The 15,465-nt window shown below is 67.6% G+C and carries 13 protein-coding genes and 1 pseudogene; 11 read left to right on the top strand and 3 right to left on the bottom strand.

Annotation, left to right across the window (positions count from 1 at the left end):
- Positions 1–63: 63 nt before the first annotated feature.
- From ACFZBT_RS02435 to ACFZBT_RS02420, 4 genes are all read left to right on the top strand, one after another.
- Positions 64–1,341 carry an AAA family ATPase gene (locus tag ACFZBT_RS02435; protein ID WP_391097705.1) on the top strand — a complete coding sequence of 426 codons (1,278 nt, stop codon included), beginning with the start codon at positions 64–66 and terminating at the stop codon, positions 1,339–1,341.
- Positions 1,341–2,021 carry an RloB domain-containing protein gene (locus ACFZBT_RS02430; protein WP_391097704.1) on the top strand — a complete coding sequence of 227 codons (681 nt, stop codon included), beginning with the start codon at positions 1,341–1,343 and terminating at the stop codon, positions 2,019–2,021. Before ACFZBT_RS02435 ends, ACFZBT_RS02430 begins: the two co-directional genes overlap by 1 nt.
- A 96-nt stretch (positions 2,022–2,117) precedes the next feature.
- Complete coding sequence (locus tag ACFZBT_RS02425; RefSeq protein ID WP_391097703.1) at positions 2,118–4,736, top strand: N-6 DNA methylase; 2,619 nt, start codon at positions 2,118–2,120, stop codon at positions 4,734–4,736.
- Complete coding sequence (locus ACFZBT_RS02420; protein WP_391097702.1) at positions 4,729–5,937, top strand: restriction endonuclease subunit S; 1,209 nt, start codon at positions 4,729–4,731, stop codon at positions 5,935–5,937. The genes ACFZBT_RS02425 and ACFZBT_RS02420 overlap by 8 nt, the downstream gene beginning before the upstream one ends.
- A gap of 61 nt (positions 5,938–5,998) precedes the next feature.
- Here the strand turns inward: ACFZBT_RS02420 and ACFZBT_RS02415 are convergent, their stop codons facing one another.
- Both ACFZBT_RS02415 and ACFZBT_RS02410 read right to left on the bottom strand, forming a co-directional pair.
- Complete coding sequence (locus ACFZBT_RS02415) at positions 5,999–6,220, bottom strand: DUF397 domain-containing protein (protein WP_391097701.1); 222 nt, start codon at positions 6,218–6,220, stop codon at positions 5,999–6,001.
- Positions 6,213–7,007 (bottom strand): Scr1 family TA system antitoxin-like transcriptional regulator, encoded by a 795-nt coding sequence (locus ACFZBT_RS02410; protein ID WP_391097700.1) that lies wholly within the window; start codon positions 7,005–7,007, stop codon positions 6,213–6,215. The genes ACFZBT_RS02415 and ACFZBT_RS02410 overlap by 8 nt, the downstream gene beginning before the upstream one ends.
- A gap of 77 nt (positions 7,008–7,084) precedes the next feature.
- Here ACFZBT_RS02410 and ACFZBT_RS02405 point away from each other — a divergent pair, with 77 nt between their 5' ends.
- The 4 genes from ACFZBT_RS02405 (at position 7,085) to ACFZBT_RS02390 (ending at position 12,430) form a co-directional block, all read left to right on the top strand.
- On the top strand, positions 7,085–7,564 hold the full coding sequence (locus ACFZBT_RS02405; protein ID WP_391097699.1) for a hypothetical protein: 480 nt from the start codon (positions 7,085–7,087) through the stop codon (positions 7,562–7,564).
- Positions 7,561–7,911, top strand: coding sequence for a hypothetical protein (locus ACFZBT_RS02400; protein ID WP_391097698.1), 351 nt, complete (start codon positions 7,561–7,563; stop codon positions 7,909–7,911). Before ACFZBT_RS02405 ends, ACFZBT_RS02400 begins: the two co-directional genes overlap by 4 nt.
- 162 nt (positions 7,912–8,073) lie before the next feature.
- Positions 8,074–11,646, top strand: a complete 3,573-nt coding sequence (locus ACFZBT_RS02395; RefSeq protein ID WP_391097697.1) for a type I restriction endonuclease — start codon at positions 8,074–8,076, stop codon at positions 11,644–11,646.
- A 4-nt stretch (positions 11,647–11,650) separates the two neighbouring features.
- Complete coding sequence (locus ACFZBT_RS02390) at positions 11,651–12,430, top strand: YgjP-like metallopeptidase domain-containing protein (protein WP_391097696.1); 780 nt, start codon at positions 11,651–11,653, stop codon at positions 12,428–12,430.
- Positions 12,431–12,480: 50 nt separating this feature from the next.
- Here ACFZBT_RS02390 and ACFZBT_RS02385 read toward each other — a convergent pair whose 3' ends face one another.
- Positions 12,481–13,284 (bottom strand): endonuclease, encoded by an 804-nt coding sequence (locus tag ACFZBT_RS02385; protein WP_391097695.1) that lies wholly within the window; start codon positions 13,282–13,284, stop codon positions 12,481–12,483.
- A gap of 179 nt (positions 13,285–13,463) precedes the next feature.
- On the opposite strand from ACFZBT_RS02385, the pseudogene ACFZBT_RS02380 reads away from it, so the two are divergent.
- The 3 genes and pseudogenes from ACFZBT_RS02380 to ppk2 form a co-directional block, all read left to right on the top strand.
- Positions 13,464–14,141 (top strand): annotated as a pseudogene (locus ACFZBT_RS02380) (thiamine pyrophosphate-dependent enzyme); the annotation flags it as partial.
- A gap of 54 nt (positions 14,142–14,195) precedes the next feature.
- Positions 14,196–14,438, top strand: a complete 243-nt coding sequence (locus tag ACFZBT_RS02375) for a DUF6411 family protein (RefSeq protein ID WP_391097694.1) — start codon at positions 14,196–14,198, stop codon at positions 14,436–14,438.
- 32 nt (positions 14,439–14,470) lie between these two features.
- Complete coding sequence (gene ppk2, locus ACFZBT_RS02370) at positions 14,471–15,427, top strand: polyphosphate kinase 2 (RefSeq protein ID WP_391097693.1); 957 nt, start codon at positions 14,471–14,473, stop codon at positions 15,425–15,427.
- The last annotated feature ends 38 nt before the right edge of the window (positions 15,428–15,465 follow it).

The following is a 15,465-nucleotide window of genomic DNA, read 5'->3' as shown; positions in this document are numbered from 1 at the left end:
AGGCGTCCCGGCCGGGCCGTTGTCAGACGCGGCCATTACTCTGGGCCCGGAGAGGAGGACAGTGTGCTGCTGCGGTTCCGCGTCGCGAACGTACGGTCCCTGCGAGACGAGCAGGAGCTGTCCTTCGTCGCGCCTGGCGACGAACAGGGCGGATCTGCGAATTTGGTAGATCTAGCGGGCGGTGGATCCGTCTCCGTCCTTCCGCTGATCGGCATCTTCGGGGCCAACGCCTCCGGTAAGTCGAACGTGCTGACCGCGATGACGGACATGCGCAACGCGGTCCTCAACTCCTATGCGCGTTGGGCCTCTTACGACGGTATTCCGCGGCGGGTCTTCTCCCTGGATCCCAAGAGCGAGAGCGAACCCTCCTTCTTCGAGGTCGATGTCGTCATCGACGGGGTCCGCTGGACGTACGGCTTCGAGCTCGGAGCCACCCGTGTCGAGTCCGAATGGCTGCACAGCTACCCGCGTGGTCACCGTCAGGAATGGCTCGACCGCGATGCCTCTCGGTCGGATGTCTTCAAGTGGCCCGGCGGACGCGTCAAGGACCGGTCCCAGCTCGTACGGCGTACGCGGCCGAACGCACTGCTGCTCTCCACGGCCGGTACGGACAACCACCCGCAGCTCTCGCCACTGTTCCACTGGTTCCGCCGCAACTTCTGGATGATCAGCCCGGAGGTCGAGCGGGACGAGCGCGCGCGGTACACCACGAAGGAACTGTCCGGTCCGAGGGCCGCCAGGATCCAGGAGCTGCTGAGGGTCGCCGACCTCGGCATCACCGGAGCGGCGGTCGTCCAGGAGCGTCCGGGCCAGGACACGGTCAGGCTGACGCACCACTCGGCTGCCGGGGACGTCTCCTTCGACTGGCAGGAGGAGTCCTACGGCACCCGGTCCTGGTTCGCCCTCCTCGGCCCTCTGCTTCTCGCCCTCGACGAGGGCGGGGTCCTCCTCGTCGACGAACTCGACGCCAGCCTGCACTCCCGTTTCGCGGCCGAGGTCGTCCGGCTCTTCCACGACCCGTACGCGAACCCCAAGGGCGCCCAGCTGGTCTTCACGTCGCACGACGCGACGGTGCTCACCACCCCGAGCGGCGAGCGCCTCCTCGACCCGGCGCAGGTGTGGCTGACGGAGAAGGACAAGGGCGGGGCGACCGCGCTGTATCCGCTCACCGATGCGGAGCCGGGCGAGGACGAGGACCTCACGCAGTCCTATCTCGCGGGGGCCTTCGGCGGGGTCCCGGCACTTCTGGAGGGGCAGATCGCGCGGCGGCTGCTGGTGGCGCGCGAGGCCGGCACGTACGACGAGACAGGCGAGCGAGCGGACGGGGCGGGGCGCGACTGATGGGGCGGGCGCAAAAGGGCAAGGACTCGTGGGAGCGTCCGGCCCGACGGGGCGGACAGCGCAAGCGCCAGGTCTTCATCTTCACCGAGGGCAAGGTGACCGAGCCCTCGTATCTCGACATCCTCAAGGACCAGGGTGTCCCCCTCGCCGACGAGGTCCCGGTGGAGATGCACATCGCCAACCGCAGGGCCGACAGCGGGCGCAAGCCGCTCGACCTCGTCGAGCAGGCGATCAGGCTGAAGCGCGAAGAGGACCGCAAGGCGAAGCGGGCCAAGCTGGAGGCCAAGTACCTGCCTCAGGTCTGGTGCCTCTTCGACCATGACAACTACAAGTACGTCCGTGACGCACTGGACCAGGCGGAGGCGGCGGGCATCGGGGTCGCCTTCTCGCATCCGTGCTTCGAGGTGTGGCGCCTCGCCCACTACAAGCCGGTCAGCGGTTCGTTCGCCGGGGTGTGTGACGGGGCGGCCGGGCGGCTCCCGTTCCCGCGGGGCTCCCAGGATGCCAAGACTCCCAAGGTCGTCCTGCCGCACCAGATCCTGGGGAGCTACAAGACGGCTCGGAAGAACGCCGAGCGGATGAACGGCCAGCATCCGGCCCATGTGGGCAAGTGGGACAGGGACCCATACACGGACGTACACGAGTTCGTGGAGAAGGCGCTGCACATCGACAGCTACTGACCTTTCTCGGCCATGATCATGCGTTGATTTCGGTATGACCTGAGCGGGGTCATAGGGTCTCTCCGTCATCACAGGTCGGGTCGTAGGGAGTCGTACGTGGCCAAGCTGACGCTCGCCCAGCTGGAACGGCATCTGTGGGCCGCCGCGGACATTCTGCGTGGCTCGATGGACGCCTCCGAGTACAAGGACTACATCTTCGGGCTGCTCTTCCTGAAGCGGGCCAACGACGAGTTCGAGGCGGCCAGGGACAGGCTCAGGCAGTACGCCGTAGAGGAGCTGAAGCTCGCCGACGAGGACCTTCCCGGCTACCTGGAGCAGCCGGGTCCGTACCGCAAGCGCGATGTGCTGTACGTGCCGGAGGACGCTCGCTGGGCCAAGGTCTCCGCCGCCACCCACAACATCAACGAGATGACTCTGCGCCCCGCGCTCCAAGCGCTTGAGGGGCAGAACAGCAAGCTCAAGGGCCTCTTCGACCACCTGGACTTCAACCGCATCGGCGGGTCGGGTGCCGCGTCCGGCGCGGCCAAGCTCGCCGACCAGCGCCTGAAACTCCTCATCGCGCACTTCGGGCGGATCCGGCTGCGCACGGAGGACTTCGAGTTCCCTGACCTGATCGGTGCCGCATACGAGTACCTGATCAAGGAGTTCGCGGACTCGGCCGGACGCAAGGGCGGCGAGTTCTACACCCCGCGCGCCGTGGTCCGCATGATGGTCGAACTCCTCGCTCCCACCGAGAACATGAGGATCTACGACCCGTGCGTCGGCTCGGGCGGCATGCTGATCCACGCGGCGGAGTACGTGGAGGAGCACGGCGGCGACACGTCGTCGATGTTCTTCGCCGGTCAGGACGCCAACTCCGGCTCCTGGATCATGTCGACGATGAACATGGTCCTGCACGGGGTGCGCCGCTTCGACCTGGCCACCGGGGACACGCTCTCGCAGCCGGCGCACGTCCCGCGCTCGGACGAGGACCGGTTCGACGGGGTGCTCAGCAATCCCCCGTTCTCCCTCGACTACACCCTCGCGGACCTGGCACACCCGGCGGAGCGTGCCAAGTACGGGGCGACGAGTGAGCGCGGCAAGGCCGACCTGATGTTCCTCCAGCACATGCTGTGGGAGGCCAAGCGGGAGGGCGCTCGCGGCGGCATGGTGATCACGGTCATGCCGCACGGGGTGCTGTTCCGGGGTGGCGGCGAACAGGCCATCCGTAGGGAGCTGCTGGAGAAGGACGCCATCGAGGCGGTCATCGGCCTCGCGCCGAACCTCTTCTACGGGACCGGCATCCCGGCCTGCATTCTGGTGCTCCGCCCGCCGGGCCGGAAGGACCGGGCGCGGGAGGGGAAGGTGTTGTTCATCAACGCCGACCGCGAGTTCCACGCGGAGCGGGCGCAGAACATCCTGCTCCCCGAGCACGCCGAGAAGATCGTCTCGACGTTCCACGCGTACGAGGAGGTACCCGGCTTCTCGCGGATCGTGACCCGCGAGGAACTCGCCGCCAACGACGACAACCTCAACATCCGCCGATACGTCGACAACACGCCGCCGCCCGAGCCGCAGGATGTGCGGGCCCACCTGGTGGGCGGGGTGCCGCGCGCGGAGATCGAGGCGAAGAAGCCGCTGCTCGACTCGTACGGGATCGGGGTGACCGACCTGTTCGTGGAGCGAGAGCCGGCAGACCCGGCGTACGTCGACTTCCGTGACGAGGCGGCGGGCGGCCGTCCCGAACTGGGCGAGCTGGCCCGGCCTCGTGAGGAGGCGCTGCGGGCGGAGTTCTGCAAGTGGTGGGAGGAGGAGGCCGCCCGTTGTTTGGAGGCGGTGGCGGCTACACCTGAAGCCCTTGCTGCGTCTACGTCCTCCGAGCGCAAGGCAGCTTTGATGGCGGTGCGTGGGCAGTTGATGGGGGCGTTCGTGGAACGGCTGAGCGGGGTCGGGTTGCTGGATCGGTATGCGTTGTCCGGCGCGGTCGCGGGATGGTGGTGGGACGCGAAATACGACCTGCTCGCGCTGTCGGAAAACGGGTTCGGGGGTGTCGTCGACGGGTGGGTCGAGAACGTCGACACGATGCTCTCGCCCGAACAGGACGCACGGACGAAGAAGCTGCGGACACGTACGGCCGCTGAGCGGCGTCAGGCGTACGACCACAAGGTGGTCGCCGCGATCGCTCCGCGGTTCTTGGAGGAGCTGGCGGAGGCGGACGCGCGTAAGGCGGAGGCGGACGCGCGGTTCAAGGAGCTGAGCGCGCGGCTTTCGGGGGGCGGGGAGGAATCGGAGGCCGACGGCGACCCGGCCGACGGTGAGGTCGGCTCGGAGACAGTTGCCCTGAGCGTGGAGGAGTTGGACCGGCTCACGGTTGAACTAGCGCGGGTGAAGAAGGCGCGTACGAAGGCGGGCGCGGACATCAAACGCCTTGAGGCGGACTTCCACCGGTATCCGTACCCGAGCGACCCGCCGACGCTGGGAGAGGAGCCGCCGCGGTTGTTCCAGGCGCGGGCGGAGCTGGATGCGGAGGGGGAGCGCCGGGTGGTGCTGGACCTGCTGCGGGACGACCTGGCGGCGAAGCTGGACGGGCATGTGGTGCGATGGCAGCGGGAGCTGGCGGCTTCTTATGAGGCGTGGGAGCAGAAGTACGTGGTGTCGTTGAGGAAGATTCGGGCGGCGCGGGAAGCTGCGGAGGGGAAGCTGGACAGTTTTCTGAAGGAGTTCGGATATGCGTGAGCTGGCTCCTGGGTGGACGTTGAGCAGGGTCGGCGATCTTTTTGATATGCAAATCGGCAAAAAGCTGAACAAGGAAGCATCGGCAGGACCTGAGCAGCGAGAATACATCACTAACAAGGATGTTCAGTGGAATCGAATCCACTTCAAGAAACTCAATCGAATGAGTTTCAATGCTGCTGAGCGCGAACGATTCAGGCTCGTGCCAGGGGACCTACTCGTAACCGAAGGCGGAGAGGTGGGGAGGACGGCGATTTGGGAAGGCCAGCGGGAGGAATGTTATTTTCAAATGTCGCTACACCGGCTGCGCTCTCGCGGGGCGATTGAGCCACGGTACATGCTCCACTACATGGCGTACGCTGCTCGGTTTGACCTCTTCGTCAATGGTGTCAGTCAGACAAGCATTGCCCATCTGCCGCAGGACAAGTTCGGTGAACAACTTGTGGCGCACCCGGTCGACTTGGCGGAACAGCGGCGGATCGTTGACGCGATCGACGGTGCCGCTGAGCTAGAGCGTGGAATCGAGGAATCGATCACCAAGCTGGTCAGCGTTCGTGAAGGGCTTGCCAATCGCGTTGCGGCGACCCTTCTTTCGGGCCCTATGGGGCGAGTCGTGGATAATTTTGACTTCGGTGCTGGGATCACGATTGGACCCGACAGGAGACCGCAAAATGAGACCCGGGCGTATCTTCGTGTGGCGAATGTTCAGCGCGGACGTCTCGACCTGTCGGACGTGGCACACGTAGAAGAATTCCCTGGCGATAGCGCGAGATACGCTTTGCGGGTGGGTGATCTGCTCGTGGTGGAGGGGCATGCGAACCCCCACGAAATTGGAAGGTGTGCCTTGGTTTCGGAGGAGGCTGCTGGATATTTTCATCAGAATCACCTATTCCGTTTGCGTTCCGAAAGGCATCTTTCTCGATTTTCTGATTTCTGGCTAAACTCGGAACCTGTGCGAGCGTATTGGCGCAGGGTCGCTGCAACCAGTTCGGGTCTCTATACGATTTCCCGGGTTGCGCTTGAATCCGTCCCATTCCCTTTGGTTAGTCGAAAAACGCAGGAGGAGGCTCTTGCGGAGTTGGTGTCCTTGGAGCGGCAAGTGTCTATTGAAGAGAGGGAACTCGCCAAGCTCCGTCATCTTAAGCAGGGACTTGTGGACGACCTGCTGACGGGGCGGGTTGAGGTTTCTGCCGTGGCGGCTTGAGGAAACGACGTCCGGCCCGTGCCGCGGGGGCATGGGCCGGACGAATCGTGGTGGACAGTGGTCAAGCGGGGAGGGTCCCGTCCTTGACTGCGGAAAGAAACGACGTCCAGCCAGCTGACGGGAAGACCAGCGCAGGCCCCTTAGGGGCCTTGGAGTCGCGGACCGGGACGCCGGTCGGGTAGCCGTCCAGGACCTCGATGCAGCTGCCGCCTTCGTTGCCGCTGTACGTCGACTTGCGCCAGCCGTGCAGGGAGGAGGCGTTGGGGATGGTGGGTTCATTCACGGTGTTCGTAGTCCTTTGCTGTCGCCCTCATCAGGGTCAATGACTCCTTGAGCGGCATTGCGTCGCCTAGCGCGAGATCGTAGGTGCCTTCAAGGCGGTCGACCATGGCGGGGGAGTCGTGAATCTTGCCTACTTGGATACCTTCGGAGTACGCCACCGGCGGCTGGTCCTCGAACTTGAGCAGGGTCAGCATGCTCTGCATGAGGGGGTGGACCCCCAGACCGAAGGGCAACACGTGGACGCGTACGCGTCCTGATTCCACCAGCTTCACGATGTGGCGGAGTTGTTCCGCCATGACCTCCGGCCCGCCCACCACCCGCCGCAGCACAGCCTCGTCAAGCAGTGCCCACACTACGGGCGTCACCGGGTCCTCCAGGATCTTTGCCCGCTCAAGGCGTGTGACAACGAGCCTGTCACATTCCGCTTCACCTACCGGAGGGAACGACGTGCTCAGAACCGCACGTGCGTACCTCTCCGTCTGGAGGATGCCGGGGATGAACGACAGGGCGAACTCCCGGATCATCGTCGCTTGCTGTTCGAGCTGAAGGGCCGCCTCGAAGTACCCCGCGACAGCGGTGTCGTCGTCCGGCAGGAAGCTGCTCAGCACATCGCCCGTGTTCAGCGCCCTGTCGAGGCGTCTCGCGTCTTCCTTGGACGGGGTGCGACGGCCCGCCTCGATGTGCGCGATGTGCGAACGAGTCATGACGGCGGCCGTCGCCAGCTCCTGCTGCGTCAGCCCGGCCGCCTCGCGCTGCGCCTTCAACCACTCCCCATAGATGTTGCTCATCGTCAACTCCCGTGTGACAGATGCGTTGTCACATCCAGCCCTCTGGCGAGCCTAGCCCGGCCGGTCTCACTCTGTGAGTGGATCGCTACACAGCGACGTCCATGCACGTCGACCGGCCCTCGGGCACGGAAGACCCCCGCGACCGCTACCGACGGCCCGGGGGCATGGCCCTCAACCGCAACGGAGTTGAAGACGTGTTGAACCTTATTGCCTGCCTCCTTGAGCCGCTGCTGCGGCTCCTGTTGCCGGCCTCCGGATGCCACCGGCACCAGAACCGGCACCGTGCCGAGGGAAGGGCGCGGCCCACCCCCGCACCGGGAGCCGCCGCCCCCGGCCGCCGCCCCTCCCCGCACGAAGCCCTCATCCGTGGCGAGGACTCCCCGCTCGTTCGCCCCTACCTCCTCGCCCACGAACAGCGTGTGCAGGCCAGGCAACAGCTCGCCCGACGCCGAACCCTCTGGCTCGCCGTGCACGGCATCGACGTAGGGCCACGGCACATCCACGGTGTGGAGGTCGGCTCGCGCCGGACCCGGGGCAACGAGGTGGCCGCCGCATGATCTACAAGAGCCACGACGCCGCCCCCACAGCCACCCGCCCCCGCCTCCTCCCCTGGTCCAACCCCGACGGCAACCCCTGCTACCTCGTCGCCGACGCCTCCGGCACCGGCCCTCTCTCCCGTGTCGCCGACAACGTCGAGTCCATCCAGCTCGGCATGGCCGGCGACCTTCTCGACCATGCCGCCGATCTCCTTGACGACGCCAAGGTCACCGCGCCACAACTCCGTTTCCTCGCAGCCCGATTGACCGAGTCTCTGCACGACGTGCACCGCATCGCCCGCAGCCGGGGCGCCCGCCTCCCCGTCCCGGACGACGACGAAGCTCCTGAGGAAGACCCCGGCACCTGACCCACGCGCCTCCGCCGAGCGTGCGGACGTACCGGCGTAAAGCCCCCGTACGTCCGCACGGTCTGCCACGTACTCCCCTGCATCCCTTTCCCTCACCCCACCCCCTCGGCACAGAATGGATCTCTGGGGAAAGACGGGACGTACGGAGAGAGGTGCGGGTCTGTGGTGGTGCAGGTCGAGCGGGACGAGGTGGAGCGGCCGTTAGTGGCCCAGCTGGAGGCCATGGGGTGGACGCATGTCCCGGGCGTGGAGCTGGACACGCTCGACGCGGCGGTGCCGCTGCTCGTCGACCAGCTCGGGCCCGCGCTGCGGCGAATCAACCTCCGGGGCGGTGACGGTCAGCCCTGGATGGGTGAGGACGACATCCGGCGGGCGGTCGGCGAGCTCGCCTCCCTCTCCCTCGGCAGCGGCGTCGTGCAGGCGAACCTGGCCGCCACCGACATGCTGCTCCACGGCTGGACGCTTCCCTCGCCCTCCGCAGCGCACGGCGGTCCGTCCGCCACCGTGCAGTACGTCGAGTGGCATCCGGACCTCGTCACGCGCAACACCTTCACCGTCGTGGACCAGCTCAGCGTGCGCAGCCGTTCCGGCGAGTTGTCGATACTCGACGTCGTCCTCTTCGTGAACGGCATCCCACTCGTGGCCGTCGAGTGCAAGAGCCCCGATCTCGCCGAGCCCGTCCGCAGCGCCGTGCTCGACCTCCGGCACTACGCCGGGAATCCTGTACTGGACCTCGACGCCACCGGGGCCCCGGTCCCCGCCGGTGTGCCGGAACTGTTCCGGACCGTGCAGCTTCTCGTCGCCGCGACCGGTGAGACCGCCCACCTGGGTACCGTCACCTCCGAGCCCGAGCACTTCCATCCGTGGCGCAGCGTCGAACCGGAGGAGGAGAGCACGCTGCGGCGGGAGCTGGGTACCGCCGGACTGCTCGCGGACGACGCCGACCCGGCCGCGCCCCCGCCGCTCGGCGAGCAGCAGAAGCTCGTCGGTGTGGTCCTACGGCCGGCCGCCCTGCTCAACGTCGTACGGCACTACGTGATCCCGATGGCCGTCGAGTCGGGGGCGGACGGCGGGGCCGTGCGGACCGTGAAGGCCGTCGCCCGGCACCAGCAGTACCGGGCCGCCGAGAAAGCCGTACGCAAACTGCTGACCGGGCGGGCCCGTGCCGGGCGGGACACCGAGGACGAGCGCGGTGGTGTCATCTGGCACACCCAGGGCTCCGGCAAGTCGCTGACCATGACGTTCCTGGTGCGGCGGGTGCATCTGCACCATCGGCTCAGTGAGTTCATGGTGGTCGTGGTCACCGACCGCACCCAGTTGCAGACCCAGCTCTCGCGGACGCTGAAGCTCAGCGAGTCCGACGTCGAGACGGCGAAGACCCGGACGCAGATGGAGGGGTTGCTGCGCGACGGTGGGCGGCGCGTCGTCTTCGGCATGATCCAGAAGTACGGCACCGGCTTCACCTTCGCCGGGGACACGGAAGGCAGCGGGGACGACCGGGATCTGACGGGAGAGGGAACAGGCCGGAGTGAGGACGAAAGCCCGGGCCCCGTACCGGACTTCCCCGAGTGCAACAGGTCGCAGGACATCCTCGTCCTCGTCGACGAGGCACACCGTTCCCACACCAGCGTCCTGCACGCCGCCCTGCGCAAGGCGATCCCGAACGCCGCCAAGATCGGGTTCACGGGTACGCCGATCATCACCGGGCGCGAGGAGGACACGCGCCGGATCTTCGGGCGGGGCGACTCGCCGCGAGGCTTCCTCGACGAGTACCGGATGGATGACGCCCAGCACGACGGCGTCGTCGTCCGCATCCGCTACGAGGGACGGACCGGGGAGGGCGAGGTCCGTGACGGGGAGGTCCTCGACAAGGGTTTCGACGACCTCGTCCGCGACCGCACCCCCGAGGAGCGGGCCGCGCTCCTCAAGCGGTGGCCCACCGAGCGGGACGTCGCCGAGTCCGTTCCCATGATCGAGGCGAAGGCCGAGGACATGCTGGAGCACTGGGTGACCACGGTGCTGCCCGGCGGCTTCAAGGCACAGGTCGCGGCCGTCAGCCGGAAGGCGGCCGTCCGGTACCACCACGCCCTGCGCAAGGCCCGTGACGAACTGCTGGCCCAGTTGGCCGAGTTCGACCCGGAGTCGGTGACGGGGACACCGTTGGAGAAGCTATCCGCCAGACAGCGCTATCTCCACCAGGCCTACCTGTTCCGGGCGTTGCTGCGGCGGATCGACTTCGTTCCCGTCATCTCCCCTGGGGCCGGCCGCAAGCGGGGGGAATGGAGGGAGTGGACCGACGCCGGTCGCCAGGAGGCGTACACCGAGCGCTTCCAGAAGGCCTTTCCCGAACTGGCGCCCGATCCGGAGTGGGTCGCGGTGACCCCCTTCAATCCACCGCAGGCCCCGGCCTCTTCCACCGATCCCGCCGGGGGTATGAACGCTCCGTGGTCCGAGGTCGCGAACAGCGAGCCGCCGCCTCTCTCCACCTCGGTACCCGACCCCGTGCACCCTGACAGCCCCATCGCGTTCCTGATCGTGAAGTCCATGCTGCTCACGGGATTCGACGCCCCGCGCGAACAGGTGCTCTATCTGGACCGGCCGATCCGGGACGCCGAGCTGCTCCAGGCTGTCGCGCGGGTCAACCGCACCTCGCCCGGCAAGGAGGTCGGTTACGTCGTCGATTACTACGGCGTTTTCGATCACCTCTCCAGCGCCCTCGCCGGGTACCGGAACACCGACGTCACCGACACCATGCGCGATCTGTCCTACGAGGTGGGCAAACTCGGGCCCGCCGCCCAGGAGGTCCGTGACTTCCTGATGCGCAACGGCATCGATGACGCGCAGCTCGACCAGCTCGCCAAGCTGGGACCTGCGGCCCTCGCCCTGCAACCCGAGGACCTGCGGTTCGACTTCGACGAGGTGCTGCACGCGTTCCTCGCTACCCTCGAACGCGTCCTTCCGCACGAGGACGCCCTGGATTACGTGGCGGACGCCCGGCGCTGGAGCCTGCTCCAGAAGCGGGTGCGGAGGCTGTGCCGGGACGCCGAGGGCGGTACGTTCACCCTGCGCCGGTACGGGCGCAAGGTCCGGGCGATGATCGCCGACCACCTCGAAGGGCCGGAGATCGACCAGGTCATCCCGCCGGTCTCGCTCACAGCCCTCACCTTCGACGACGCCGTGCGACGGCTGCCACCGCAGGAGGCGGCGGCGGAGATGGGTCATGCGCTCCGCTTCCACCTGGAGGAGCGGATCAAGCGGGAGGACCCCGCGAAGTACGAGCGGCTCTCCAAGCGCCTGGAAGAGATCCTGCGCACGATGCCGGGCCGCTTCGAGGAGCAGATCGAGGAGTTCGGCCCGCTGATCGAGGAGGCCAGGCAGGAACGGGAGGAGGCCCCGGAACTCGCCGGTCTCACGCCGCTCGAACAGCGGGTGTACCGGTTGGTGGAGCAGATCCTGGAGGACACCCCCGGAATCAGGCTCGCCGGTGGCGGAGACGTCAGGCGACTCACGGACAGGGTGTGTGACGTGGCCACCGGGGTCATGGCCAGGGCGTCGTACCAGGGACAGCACCAGGACATCAGCATGCTGGCCGGAGACCTCCAGGAAGTCCTGCTCAGCAACGATGTCCGGCCCGTGGGCGGGGACTGGGCGTCGTTGGAGAACGCGGCTGAGCGCCTGGCGTCCTTCGCGCAGAACAACCTGCGGCAGTTCCGGAGCAGGGCGAGGGGAGAATAGGCGGGTGACCGCGCCGGCCGATCCTTCGACGTACTCCGCCCCCGAAACCTTCCTCACCGTGGACGGACTGTCTCTGCGGGTACGTGCCAGCGCCCGCAGGAAACGGTTCGCGCTGACCGTCGAGACCGACGCGACCCTTACCCTGCACACCCCGGCCGGGCGCTCGACGGCCGAGGCGGAGCAGTTCGTCCGCGCGCACCGGGACTGGCTGCTGACCAAGCGGCGGGAGCGGGAGCGCACACGCCCGCTCAGCCCCGTCAAGCAGCTCGCCGACGGAGAGGTCTTCCGCTATCTGGGGAGGACGTACCGGCTGGCCGTGTCCGGTGAGGAGGGGACGACCGGAGGAGTCCGGCTGATCGCGGGGCGCCTTGTCATGGGCCCAAAGTTGGCGGCGGAGCCGCAGGCGGGTCGGGCGGCGCTGGTCGACTGGTACTGCCGGGCCGGCCGGAACTGGACGGGACACCGGCTTCAGCCCTGGGCGGCACGCATGGGGGTGACCGAGCCGGAACTCGACGTGCGGGACCTGGGAGACCGATGGGGTTCATACCGGCCGCCGCAGGCCGGGGCAGGTGCCAACGGTCTGATGAGTCTCGGCTGGCCGCTCTTCCAGCTGCCCATGCATCTGATCGACTACGTCATCGCCCATGAACTGGCCCACGTGAAGGTGTCCGGGCACCGAGAGGACTTCTGGCGGCTGCTGCGGACAGCTCTGCCCGAGTACGAAGAGCGGCGGGCGGACCTCGACGAGCTGGGGCGGCGGCTCTGGATGGGCGATATTCGGTAAGTGTGGTTGAACTCCCCTAATCAATCGGGGAGTTCAACACTCGGCGATTGCTACCAGATCGCCTCGACCCACTCCGGGTGGTCGATGAACGGGTTGCGGTTGTGCTGGTAGGTGTCGTAGATGGCCTGGTTGCGCTTCTCTTCGAAGGCGCTCGGCGGGTCCTGCTCGTTCCACTGCTTGAGGATGGAGAGCTTGCCCATGTAGGGGTTGCTGCCGTTGTTGACCTTCTCGTTCGGCTCGAGGTCGGCGAAGCCGTCGCCGCCGTCGTAGCGCACGGCCATGTACAGGATCATGCGGGCCACGTCGCCCTTGTCGGCGTCGCACGGCTCGAAGGAGTCGGAGTCCGTGAGGCTGCCGCCCCCGCCGCTGACCGTGCTGCCGCCGTTGTCGAAGTCCTTGTTGCCGCGGATGCTGTTGACCTGCACGTCCGCCGGGCGGAGGTGGTGCAGGTCGGTGCCGGGGCCGGTCGCCTCACCGAAATCGCCGTGGGACTTGGCCCACGTGTGCTCGCGGTTCCAGTCGCCGAGGTCGCCGCCGTTGAGGGACTTGCTGCGCGAGACACCGCTGTAGAGCAGGATCACGTTGTTGCTGTTGTTCGGGTCCTGGTCGGTGACCTTGAGGGCATTCCAGACCGCTGAGTACGAGATCTTCGTCTGGCTGCTGATGATGGTGTGCAGGGAGGACTTGAGGCTGGTGCCCGTCTTGCCGACCGCGTTCTTGTAGTACGTCGTGTCGTACGCGGTCGTCGTGGCCGCGGCCGGGGTAGCCGTCAGGGCGGACGCGGTGAGGCCGGCCAGGGCGGCGGTGGCCAGCGCCACCGGCTTCCATCGGCGTATCCGTGGTGTCACCAGCATGTGGGGGTCCCATCTACGCGGGTTGATCGGAGGCGGCAAATCGAGAGAGTGGCATGGACATGCGGCCGTGTAAATGAATCTGACATGGCGATCAGATGACGGAAACCGGCAAGTCGGTTGTTTTCTAAGCGAGTTGACATGTCGCAGTGGTCCCCCACGGGATGGTCGGGGGCAGTTCGGTCCACGCGGACGCCCGCCTCGCGCTGCAGGCGCTGCTGGAGACGGTGTCGGAGCGAACGGACCCGGACGCTCCGCAGCGCGTACGCGAGGTGCTGGGAAAGGTCGCCGAGCGCATCGCCTCCCAGGAACTCACTCTGGAGCAGGACGTGCTGGCGTCCGTCCGCAGGGCGCTCCCCGCCGACTCCCCGTCCTTCTGGGACATGACGATCCTCGCGTACTGGGCCTGGTCCGCCTTCGACGCCAAGGGCCCCAACCACATGCACTCCGCCCAGGGCGCGGGTGGCCTCGGCTACGGCTTCCCGGCGGCACTCGGCGCCGCGGCGGCCGACCCGACCCGGCCGGTCCTCGCGGTCTCCGGCGACGGCGGCGCCCTGTACTCGATCGCCGAGCTGGCCACGGCCCGCCAGTACGACCTCGACGTCACCTGGCTGATCGTCGACGACGGCGGCTACGGCATCCTGCGCGAGTACATGAGCGACGCGTTCGGCGAGGCGACCGCGACGGAGCTGACCCGGCCCGACTACGTGGCCCTGGCGGAGTCCTTCGGCGTCCCCGGGGTCCGGACGACCCCTCAGACCCTGGAGCAGGACCTCGCGAAGGCACTCGGCTCGCCCGGCCCCTCGGTGGTGCTGCTCCCGGCGGTGCTGCGGATGTTCGCGCCGACGCATCTGGACTGAGCAGGGGCAGAGCGGGGCACCCGGGTGTCAGTCCACCTGTGAGGGGAGTCGATCATGGTAGTCGCCGTCGTCATCGGCGTGTGTGTGGTCCTGGCCGTCCTGGCCTTCTTCGTGCCCCGCCTGTCCCGCCATCCCGAACGCGGCACGCAGCGTACGCTCGGGGCGGGGGCGCGGGCCGGTGGCAAGGCGCCCGGCTTTCTGGGCCGTCTCTTCAGCAAGCCCTTCCACAGCAGCTCGCGCGCGGTGAGCCGCAGTGGTTCCGCGGGTCGCCGCACTCGCGGCCGTATGCCTTTCTGAACGACGGTGGGGGCCGAGCGGGGAGCACGGTGATGAACACCGAAGACACGGACAGGCTGCTGGACGGGCTGAGCGTGGACGCCAGCCGGCGCGAGCGGCCGATCGTGCTGCAGGCGGACGGGCGTCCCATCCGGACCTGGCAGGAAAACCATCCGTACGACCGCAAGGTGGGTCGCAAGGAGTACGAGCGGACCAAGCGCGTCCTGCAGATCGAGCTGCTCAAGCTCCAGCGGTGGGTCAAGGACACCGGCGCACGCGTGGTCGTCGTGTGCGAGGGGCGTGACGCGGCGGGCAAGGGCGGCACGATCCAGCGGCTGACCGAGCGGCTCAACCCGCGCGGCGCACGCGTGGTCGCCCTGGACAAGCCCACCGAACGCGAGACGGGCCAGTGGTACTTCCAGCGGTACATCACGCAGCTGCCGACGGCCGGGGAGATCGTCCTGTTCGACCGCTCCTGGTACAACCGGGCCGGCGTGGAGCGCGTGATGGGATTCTGCTCCAAGGACGAGTACGAGCTGTTCCTCGACCAGTGTCCGGCCTTCGAGCGGATGCTGGTCGACGACGGCGTCCTGCTGGTGAAGTTCTGGTTCTCCGTGTCCCGCTCCGAGCAGCGCACGCGCTTCGCGATCCGGCAGGTCGACCCGGTGCGGCAGTGGAAACTCTCCCCCACCGACCTGGCCTCGCTGGACCTCTGGGACGACTACACCGAGGCGAAGGTCGACATGTTCCGCGCCACGGACACCGCGCACGCCCCCTGGACCGTCGTCAAGAGCAACGACAAGAGACGTGCCCGGCTGGAGACCATGCGCAGTCTGCTGTCGCGCATCGACTACGCCAGCAAGGACCGCGAGGCGGTCGGCACCCCCGACCCCCTCATCGTCGGCGCCGCCGACACCCTTCTGGAGCCCGGCGAGGAGGACACCACCCTGTCACCCACTCCGCTGTCCCCCGGCGCCGACGGGCCCGGAAAGCACCCCGGAACCGACTGACGCCATCGCCTGCACCGCCGACCAGGGCCGACCGGACC

Source organism: Streptomyces sp. NPDC008137 (genome assembly GCF_042957035.1).
Taxonomy (GTDB): domain Bacteria; phylum Actinomycetota; class Actinomycetes; order Streptomycetales; family Streptomycetaceae; genus Streptomyces.
Note: the sequence above shows the minus strand (reverse complement) of the source record. Positions and strands in the feature narration are given on the sequence as shown.

Coding starts and splice junctions, on each gene's coding strand:
- ACFZBT_RS02410 (WP_391097700.1), bottom strand. CDS start 7,007: ATGAGCAACATCTATGGGGAGTGGTTGAAGGCGCAGCGCGAGGCGGCC.
- ACFZBT_RS02420 (WP_391097702.1), top strand. CDS start 4,729: ATGCGTGAGCTGGCTCCTGGGTGGACGTTGAGCAGGGTCGGCGATCTT.
- ACFZBT_RS02400 (WP_391097698.1), top strand. CDS start 7,561: ATGATCTACAAGAGCCACGACGCCGCCCCCACAGCCACCCGCCCCCGC.
- ACFZBT_RS02430 (WP_391097704.1), top strand. CDS start 1,341: ATGGGGCGGGCGCAAAAGGGCAAGGACTCGTGGGAGCGTCCGGCCCGA.
- ACFZBT_RS02385 (WP_391097695.1), bottom strand. CDS start 13,284: ATGCTGGTGACACCACGGATACGCCGATGGAAGCCGGTGGCGCTGGCC.
- ACFZBT_RS02375 (WP_391097694.1), top strand. CDS start 14,196: ATGGTAGTCGCCGTCGTCATCGGCGTGTGTGTGGTCCTGGCCGTCCTG.
- ppk2 (WP_391097693.1), top strand. CDS start 14,471: ATGAACACCGAAGACACGGACAGGCTGCTGGACGGGCTGAGCGTGGAC.